This is a genomic window from Cupriavidus sp. HMR-1 (genome assembly GCF_000319775.1).
GTDB lineage: Bacteria > Pseudomonadota > Gammaproteobacteria > Burkholderiales > Burkholderiaceae > Cupriavidus > Cupriavidus metallidurans.
In genome coordinates, this window is sequence record NZ_ANKP01000220.1 from 59,929 (window position 1) to 68,227 (window position 8,299).

The following is an 8,299-nucleotide window of genomic DNA, read 5'->3' on the forward strand; positions in this document are numbered from 1 at the left end:
TCAGTTCACCTCCGGATTGCCATCGGGCAGCGCGGCGGCACGGACACCGCTCTGGTGACGGCGCGTCCAGGCTTGCAACAGGTTGATCAGCAACAGCAGCACGAAGGAGATCACCAGCATCACCACGGCCACGGCCGTGGCACCGGCGTAGTCGTACTGCTCGAGCTTCGAATAAATCATCAGCGGCGCGATCTCGGAGACCATCGGCATGTTGCCGGAGATGAACACGACCGATCCGTACTCGCCCGTGGCACGGGCGAACGACAGCGCAAAGCCCGTCAGCAGCGCCGGCAGGATGGCGGGCAGGATCACCCTCGAGAACGTCTGCAGCCGGGAAGCGCCCAGGCTCGCGGCGGCCTCCTCCAGTTCGCGCTCGACATCCTCGAGTACCGGTTGCACCGTGCGCACCACAAACGGCAGGCCGATGAAGGTCAGGGCCACCACCACGCCCAACGGCGTGAAGGCCACCTTGATGCCAAGCGGTTCCAGCCAGCGGCCAATCCAGCCGTTGCCCGCGAACAGCGCGGTCAGCGCGATACCGGCCACGGCAGTGGGCAACGCGAACGGCAGGTCCACCAGCGCGTCGATCACCCGTTTGCCGAAGAACCGATAGCGCACCAGCACCCATGCCACGACCAGGCCAAACACCGTGTTGATGATCGCGGCCACCAGCGACGCACCGAAGCTGAGTTCCAGCGACGCCACCACGCGCGGGTTCGAAACCGTGGTCCAGAACGCGTCCCACGTCATCGTGAACGTCTTCAGGAACGTGGCCGACAGCGGGATCAGGACGATAAGCGTCAGATAGAAGATCGTGAAGCCGAGCGACAGGCCAAAGCCCGGCAACACCGTGAAGCGCTGGCTCGCGGATACGGGCCGCCTTGGCGCTTCGGCGGCCGGCGGGGGGGCGTCCGCCAGGGAAATCGTGGAAGGCATGCGTGTCTCGTCTGGTCTTGCGTCGGCGGGCATTTGTGCCGCATCCGACGCTTCCTTATGAAACCGGCGCATATCGCGCCGGCCTACGAGACAAATTTTGCAGATGCGCCCTTATAAACAGAACGAATCTTTACGAATTTCTTTAGACGTTTTAGATATATGGCGCTGCCTGCGTCACTTCGGTCGACATATCCCAGGTGGTCGATCCATCACCCAGGGAAAGAACCCGGCCGTCCGACTCAATCCGCTGCAGCAAAGTGGCAAGCAAGGCCTGTCCCTGTGGCCAATCGTTCAGGCCGGAGTCCGCATTGATATGGCCGGCTGCCCCGGCATCAACCAGTTCACTGCCCCACAGCGTGCCCCAACTGAAGGCGGTGCGTTGCGACATCCACGGGTCGTTGGTGCTGGCGACGACGATGGTCGGGAAAGGCAGCCGCCATGTGGGCAACAGCGCTGCCACGCCGAACTTGTCCGGATCGGCGGGCGCTACAAGCAGCGCCCCGGCGATGCCGACCGGATCGAGCACCGCCTGGCGCAGTGTGGCCAGGCAGCCGAAGCTATGCGCCACCAGTACAGCGCCGTGCCGCGCCACGCGCGACGCGCGCGAGACACCCTCGGACACCCGCTCCGCCCAGAGCGGCAGGCTCGGCCGGCTCCAGTCGTGCTGTTCGATGCGTTGCCAGTCCGGATAGCGCGATTCCCAACGGCTTTGCCAATGCGCGGGCCCACTGCCATGCAAGCCCGGCACGGTGAGGATCTGCAAGCCGCGTGGCACTTCCAGCCGGGACACCCCGCCCGGCAGCTTCGATATCGTCATGCCCTCTCCAGTTTGTGTTGTTCTGGTACCGCCCGGACATGCAAACCGCGTGCCGGCACCGGTTCATCGGCAATCACTTTGCCCTGCCCGAGCGCGATGCCCGCGTTCTGCAAGCGCTCGACGGCCTCGTCGTCCTGCAGGCGCCGGCCGATCAACGTCACGCCGGCACCCTCGGCGCTGGCGCGTAGCCCGCTCAGTTGACGGTCGGTCCACGTGCGGCGCATGTCCAGCTTGAGCCAGTCGGGCATGGCGTGCGCCATCAGGGCGCCGGCCTCGGCGGGGTCGGATGCCTGCAGGCTCACCGCGAAACCATTGCGCCGGTAGTTGCCCACCACGTGCAGCAGCAGCGGCAGGTCGTCGTTCGCGCTGGCCGGCACCTGGATCACAAAGCGCCCGATCGGCAAGCCCAGCGACTCCATCGCGCGGCGGAAGGCCGCGCCATGATCGTCCGCAACCGCGGCCAGCAAACGGTTGTGCACATTGAGCACGAGCTTGTGCTCGCCATCTGCCGCGAAGTAGTTGATCGCATGGACCAGCCGCGTCAGGCGATCCAGTGACACCAGCGATGTGTCGTCGGCGGCCATCGCGAACAGCTTCCAGGCCGCCAGCCCCACGCCATCCTCGGCATAGGTACGGATCGACCCTTCGTGCGCCACCACGCCGCGATCGGCCAGTGTGACCAGCGGTTCGAAAGCGCTGGTCAGCGAGCAGTGGAAATACTGGCCCTGCACCTGCCCGTTCCCGTCACGCCACAGCTCGCGGCCAGGCACGGGTTCACGGGGCAACGTTTGAAGATAGCGTTCAAGTGCGGAATCGATGGTCATGATGGATTCGACTTCAAGACAGCTTTCGATGCGAACGGATCGCCTGAAAGCTCATGATAGAAACTCCTCGGCGGAGCGAAAGTGAAGTTCGGCATCGGGGGCGGCCGGAGATTCCTGCCGCATCACACGGCGCAGCACCGCGTCCTCCAGTTGCGCGAAATCCGCAGTGCCACGCTGGCGCGGTCGTGCCAGCGTCACCTGCTGATCCAGCGTGATGCGTCCGTCCTCGATCAGCACCACGCGGTCCGCCAGCGCGATGGCCTCGGATACGTCGTGAGTCACCAGCAGCGCAGTGAAGCCGAGCCGGCGCCACAGCGATTCGATCAGCGCCTGCATTTCGATCCGTGTGAGCGCGTCGAGCGCGCCGAGCGGCTCGTCGAGCAGCAGCAGGCGCGGATGGTGAACCAGCGCGCGGGCCAGTGCCACGCGCTGACGCTGGCCGCCAGACAACCGCGCCGGCCATTCGTTGGCGCGATCCGCCAGACCCACCTGATCGAGCAACGCCGCCGCATCGGCATGGCGTTCGCGCGGCAGGCCGATCGCGACGTTGTCGAGTACACGCTTCCACGGCAACAGACGCGCATCCTGGAACATCACGCGGACACTCGATGGCGTGCCGCCCGGCTCACCGTCGAGCGCCACCGCGCCGGCGTCCGCGGACTCCAGCCCGGCCACCAGGCGCAGCAGCGTGCTCTTGCCGCACCCGCTACGACCAACAATCGCCACGAACTCGCCTGGCGCCGCACGCAGGTTCACGCCGTGCAGCACCTCGCGCCCGTTGTAGCGCTTCACAACCTGCTCCACATGCAGCGCGATGCCGCCGACACCGTGCGAAGCACGCGCGACCGGGCGCGCCGCATCACGTCGGGCAAGATTCGCGTCAAGCCAGGCCAGCGCGGCCTGTTCCACCGGATGCGTATGCATCATCGCAAGCTCCTTAATCCTTCAAGCAGATCCCAGGCAGTGTTCAGGCAGAGGTCAAGCAGACAGGTAACCGGGGTGCCAACGCAGCCAGTGGCGCTCCAGCGCCCGTGACAGCACGTCGGCCAGCTTGCCGAGCAGCGCGTAGAGCAGGATGCCCACCAGCACCACATCGGTCTGCAGGAACTCGCGCGCGTTCATCGTCATGTAGCCGATGCCCGATTGGGCGGAGATGGTTTCCGCAACGATCAGGATCACCCACATCAGCCCGAGCGAGAACCGCACGCCGACGAGGATGCCGGGCAGCGCGCCGGGCAGGATCACCTCTCGATACAGGCGCCAGCCCGAAAGGCCATAGCTGCGCGCCATTTCGACCAGCGCCGGGTCGACCGCGCGAATGCCGTGGTACGTATTCAGGTACACCGGAAAGAACACGCCGAGCGCCACCAGGAATAACTTGGCCGTCTCGTCAATGCCGAACCAGAGAATCACCAGCGGAATCAGCGCCAGCGGCGGGATGTTGCGCACCATCTGGAGCGTGCTGTCGAGCAGCGTGGCAGCAGTGCGAAACGTGCCGGTCAGCAGCCCGAGCACGAGACCCAGGCCGCCGCCGATGGCCAGACCGACCAGCGCGCGCCATGTGCTGATCCACACGTGCTTCCAGAGCTCGCCGGAAGCGGCCAGCGTCCAGGCCGCTTCAACCACGGCCAACGGGGCTGGCAGCACGCGGTTGGATAGCCAGCCCGCCTGCGAGGCAACCTGCCAGACGACGATCAGCAGGATCGGAACGATCCACGGCGCGATCGCGCGGGCGGCCTGGCGCCAGTCGATCCGGCGTGGCGCAATGGAATGGGGCGCGCTCATGGTCAGCCTCTCTCAGCTTTGCGAGGCGATCGGCACGATGCCGGTGGCCATGACTTCACCAAACGGACCGGACAGCACCTGCCCCGGCAACTTGTCGCGCGCCTTGCGCGACAGCAGCGGGAATACGAGTTCGGCAAAGCGATAGGCCTCCTCCAGGTGCGGATAGCCGGAGAACACGAAGGTATCGATACCCAGCGCCGCGTACTCCTCGATGCGTGCCGCCACGGTCTTCGGATCACCGACCAGCGCGGTGCCAGCCCCGCCGCGCACCAGGCCGACACCCGCCCACAGATTCGGGCTGATCTCGAGCGCCTCACGCGTGCGACGGGTGCCACCCGCGTGCAGCGCCGCCATGCGCCGCTGCCCTTCCGAATCCATCTTCGCGAACACGGCCTGGGCGCGGGCCACGGTCTGGTCGTCGAGCTTGCTGATCAGTTCGTCGGCGGCCGCCCATGCTGCGGCGTCGGTCTCGCGCACGATCACGTGCAGGCGGATGCCGAAGCGCACCGTGCGGCCGTGCTTCGCGGCGCGGGCGCGCACGTCGGCGATTTTCTTCGCGACGTCGGCGGGCGGCTCGCCCCAGGTCAGGTACGTCTCCACCTGCTCGGCGGCGAGGTCGTGCGCAGCCTCGGAGGACCCGCCGAAGTACACCGGCGGATGCGGACGCTGAATCGGCGGATACAGCACGCGCGCGCCCTTGACCGTGACGTGCTTGCCTTCGAAGCTGATCTCGCCGTTATCGTGGCTGGCGGCCAGCAGGTCGCGCCACACGCGGATGAACTCCGCCGACGCCTCATAGCGTTCGGCGTGGCTCAGGAACAGGCCGTCGCCTTCCAGTTCGGCCACATCGCCGCCAGTCACCAGATTGACGAGCAAGCGGCCGTTGGACACGCGATCGAACGTGGCGGCCATGCGCGCGGCCAGCGTCGGTGTCATCAAACCCGGACGCAACGCCACCAGGAACCGCAGCTTGCGGGTGACGGCGGCCAAGGCCGATGCCACCACCCACGGGTCTTCGCAGGAGCGGCCGGTGGGAATCAGCACACCGTCATAGCCAAGCGTGTCGGCAGCCACGGCGACCTGCTTCAGATAGTCGAAGCTGACCTCGCGTGCGCCTTCGGACGTGCCGAGGTAGCGGCTGTCACCGTGGGTGGGAATGAACCAGAGAACTTGCATGTCGTGCCTCCTGCAGGTCAATGAAAATCAGCGCTGCGCCTGTTGCGTGGTGGGGGCTTGCCACGCAGCGTCTGCAACTCTGATCGGTTTGGGAATCAGCTTGAGTGTCTGGAACACATCTGCAATGCGCTGCTGCTCTGCCAGGACCTCGGCCGAGACCGGCTTCGCCCCGTACGAGAATCGCGACACGGCCAGATCGAGCACGCCGGGGTCGAGCGCAGTCTCCTTGACCAGCACGGCGGCAGCGTCCTTCGGATGCTTCTCGGCCCATTGGCCCAGTTGCGCGAGTTCATCGAGGATCGCGGTCACCACCTCGGGACGCGCTTGCGCGTAAGGACGCGACGCCAGATAGAACTGATGGTTGCTGACCACGTTCTTGCCATCCGCGCCACGGCCATCGACCAGCACGCGGGCATCGAGCTGCTTCTGGGCTGCGGCGAGGAACGGGTCCCAGATCACCCAGGCATCGACGGCGCCGCGCTCGAAGGCGGCACGCGCATCGGCGGGCGGCAGGTAAACGGGCTGGATCTCGCCATAGGCCACCCCGGCTTTCTCTAACTGGCGCACCAGCAGGTAATGCACGTTCGAGCCCTTGTTCAGCGCCACGCGCTTGCCGCGCAGATCGGCCACGCTCTTGATCGTGGAGTTCTTCGGCACGACGATGGCCTCCGCCGTGGGCGCGGGCGGCTCATTGCCGATGTACGCCAGTTGCGCGCCGGCGGCTTGGGCAAAGATCGGCGGCGCTTCGCCGACTGTGCCGAAATCGATCGCGCCCACGTTGAGCCCCTCCAGCAACTGCGGGCCAGCCGGGAACTCGGTCCATTTGACCGTGATACCTTGCGGCGCCAGGCGCTTTTCCAACGTACCGCGCGCCTTGAGCAGCGTCAGCGTGCCGTACTTCTGATAGCCGATGCGCAGCAGTTTGGGATTGACGGTCTGGGACTGGGCCTTGGCCTGCCCGGCAAACAGCCCATAAGAAAGGCCGGTGGCAAGCACCAGCGCACCGGTCAGCAGCCGGCGGCGCAGCGAGTTGTGGAAAAGAGAATTGCGGATGGGCGATGACATACGGGTGTCCTTGCGTTCTGAGTTCTGAAGTTCTTGGGTCCTGGCGTTGCTGCCCGTAGCGGCGGACAACACCCCTCCCTGCCGGCTTCACGAGCGGCAAGGCAGACGGGATGGATCGGGAATCAGGTCAGGCGGGACATCGCCGCGTGGCGATGCGGGATGAAATCTTGAGAACTGCGGACATCTTCGGGCTCCTTCAACTGGCGCGCCGGGGCAGCGTGGCCGCCCCGGCCGCGCGTGTTACCGCTTGCCAGGCTGATAGACCTGGTCGAATGAACCGCCATCGGCAAAGTGGGCTTTCTGAGCCTTGGCCCAGCCGCCAAACACTTCGTCGATCGTGAACAGCTTCACCTTCGGAAAATTCGCCGCGTACTTGGCGGCCACCTTCTCCGAGATCGGACGGTAGTAGTTCTTGGCGGCGATTTCCTGACCTTCCTCGGTGTAGAGGAACTGCAGGTAGGCTTCGGCGGCCTTGCGGGTGCCCTTCTTGTCGACGACCTTGTCGACCACGGCCACCGGCGGCTCGGCCAGGATCGAGACCGACGGCGCGACAATGTCGAACTTGTCCGGACCCAGTTCCTTGATGGCCAGGATCGCCTCGTTTTCCCAGGCGATCAGCACATCGCCGAGACCGCGTTCGACAAAGGTCGTGGTGGCGCCACGTGCGCCCGAATCGAGCACCGGCACGTTCTTGAGCAGCGCGCCGACGAATTCCTTGGCCTTGGCCTCATTGCCGCCCGGCTGGCGCAGCGCATAGCCCCACGCGGCCAGGTAATTCCAGCGCGCGCCGCCCGAGGTCTTCGGGTTCGGCGTGATCACCTGCACGCCGGGCTTGATCAGGTCATTCCAGTCCTTGATCTGCTTCGGATTGCCCTTGCGCACCAGGAACACGATCGTCGACGTGTACGGCGATGCGTTGTGCGGCAGGCGTTTCTGCCAGTCGGGCTTGATCAGGCCTTTGTCGGCAATGGCGTCGATGTCGTAGCCGAGCGCCAGCGTGACCACGTCGGCATCCAGCCCATCAATCACGGAGCGGGCCTGCTTGCCCGAGCCGCCATGCGACTGGCGGATCGTCACGGCGTCACCGGACTGCGCCTTGTAGGCCTTGGCGAACGCGGCGTTCACATCCACGTAGAGTTCCCGCGTGGGGTCGTACGAGACATTGAGCAGGTTGGTGTTGGCCGAGGCGGTCTGTGCGGCGCCGAGTACCGAAAGAACGGCGAGGCCGATGGCCAGTTTGCGAATCATCTGTATTGCTCCCGTCAGGTGTCGTGAAGTGGCGCGTTGGCAATCTGGCGCCCTGCTGTTTTGGGCCCCACGCGGCAGCACGGGGCTTGTGTCAGGGAGAAAGGCTACCGGCGGGCCTATCTGAACGGAACGAATGGTTTCGCCGATCCATGCACGAAATCCGCATAAGATCGGACGGCAATATCGACATATCCGCGCAAGGCGGAAGCAGGAAGGAAGGCTTGGTTACAATACCGCCTTTCCCGCGCGCTTCCGCTCGCCCCCTCAACTCCCGCGACCCCTGCGACGCACGCATCGCCTGCCTACCCCCGCCATGCCGCTGATTCTCCAGAGCCTGTCCCCGCTCGCCAATGCCGACCTCGACACCCTTCGCACCGTTGCCGGCGCCTCCGCCTTCGAGCGCCGCGCCGACAACGTGGCCGCCGCGGACGATTGCGCGCCGCTGACG

General features: G+C 65.7%; 9 protein-coding genes. 1 reads left to right on the top strand and 8 read right to left on the bottom strand.

The genetic code is table 11. The features are described from left to right. The 8 genes from cysT to D769_RS20880 all read right to left on the bottom strand — a co-directional run bounded on the left by cysT (position 1) and on the right by D769_RS20880 (position 7,851). Positions 1–936 (bottom strand): sulfate ABC transporter permease subunit CysT, encoded by a 936-nt coding sequence (gene cysT, locus D769_RS20845; protein WP_008649158.1) that lies wholly within the window; start codon positions 934–936, stop codon positions 1–3. Positions 937–1,087: 151 nt separating this feature from the next. Continuing rightward, positions 1,088–1,753 (bottom strand): alpha/beta hydrolase, encoded by a 666-nt coding sequence (locus D769_RS20850; RefSeq protein ID WP_008649159.1) that lies wholly within the window; start codon positions 1,751–1,753, stop codon positions 1,088–1,090. Further along, a complete protein-coding gene (locus D769_RS20855) occupies positions 1,750–2,577 on the bottom strand; it encodes an EAL domain-containing protein (RefSeq protein ID WP_008649162.1) in 828 nt (275 codons plus the stop codon). Before D769_RS20855 ends, D769_RS20850 begins: the two co-directional genes overlap by 4 nt. A 51-nt stretch (positions 2,578–2,628) precedes the next feature. After that, positions 2,629–3,501, bottom strand: a complete 873-nt coding sequence (locus tag D769_RS20860) for an ATP-binding cassette domain-containing protein (protein ID WP_193750060.1) — start codon at positions 3,499–3,501, stop codon at positions 2,629–2,631. 54 nt (positions 3,502–3,555) lie between these two features. Further along, positions 3,556–4,362, bottom strand: coding sequence for an aliphatic sulfonate ABC transporter permease SsuC (gene ssuC, locus D769_RS20865; RefSeq protein ID WP_008649165.1), 807 nt, complete (start codon positions 4,360–4,362; stop codon positions 3,556–3,558). Between the two features lie 12 nt (positions 4,363–4,374). After that, entirely contained in the window at positions 4,375–5,538 is a 1,164-nt protein-coding gene (gene ssuD, locus D769_RS20870) for an FMNH2-dependent alkanesulfonate monooxygenase (protein WP_008649166.1), read from the bottom strand. Between the two features lie 27 nt (positions 5,539–5,565). Then, complete coding sequence (locus D769_RS20875) at positions 5,566–6,603, bottom strand: sulfonate ABC transporter substrate-binding protein (protein WP_008649169.1); 1,038 nt, start codon at positions 6,601–6,603, stop codon at positions 5,566–5,568. A gap of 240 nt (positions 6,604–6,843) precedes the next feature. Next, positions 6,844–7,851, bottom strand: coding sequence for a sulfate ABC transporter substrate-binding protein (locus D769_RS20880; protein ID WP_008649171.1), 1,008 nt, complete (start codon positions 7,849–7,851; stop codon positions 6,844–6,846). Between the two features lie 313 nt (positions 7,852–8,164). Between D769_RS20880 and D769_RS31345 the strand changes: the two genes are divergently transcribed. After that, positions 8,165–8,299, top strand: a 135-nt coding sequence (locus D769_RS31345; RefSeq protein ID WP_008649172.1) for a DUF4072 domain-containing protein, incomplete at its 3' end; no start/stop codon positions are given.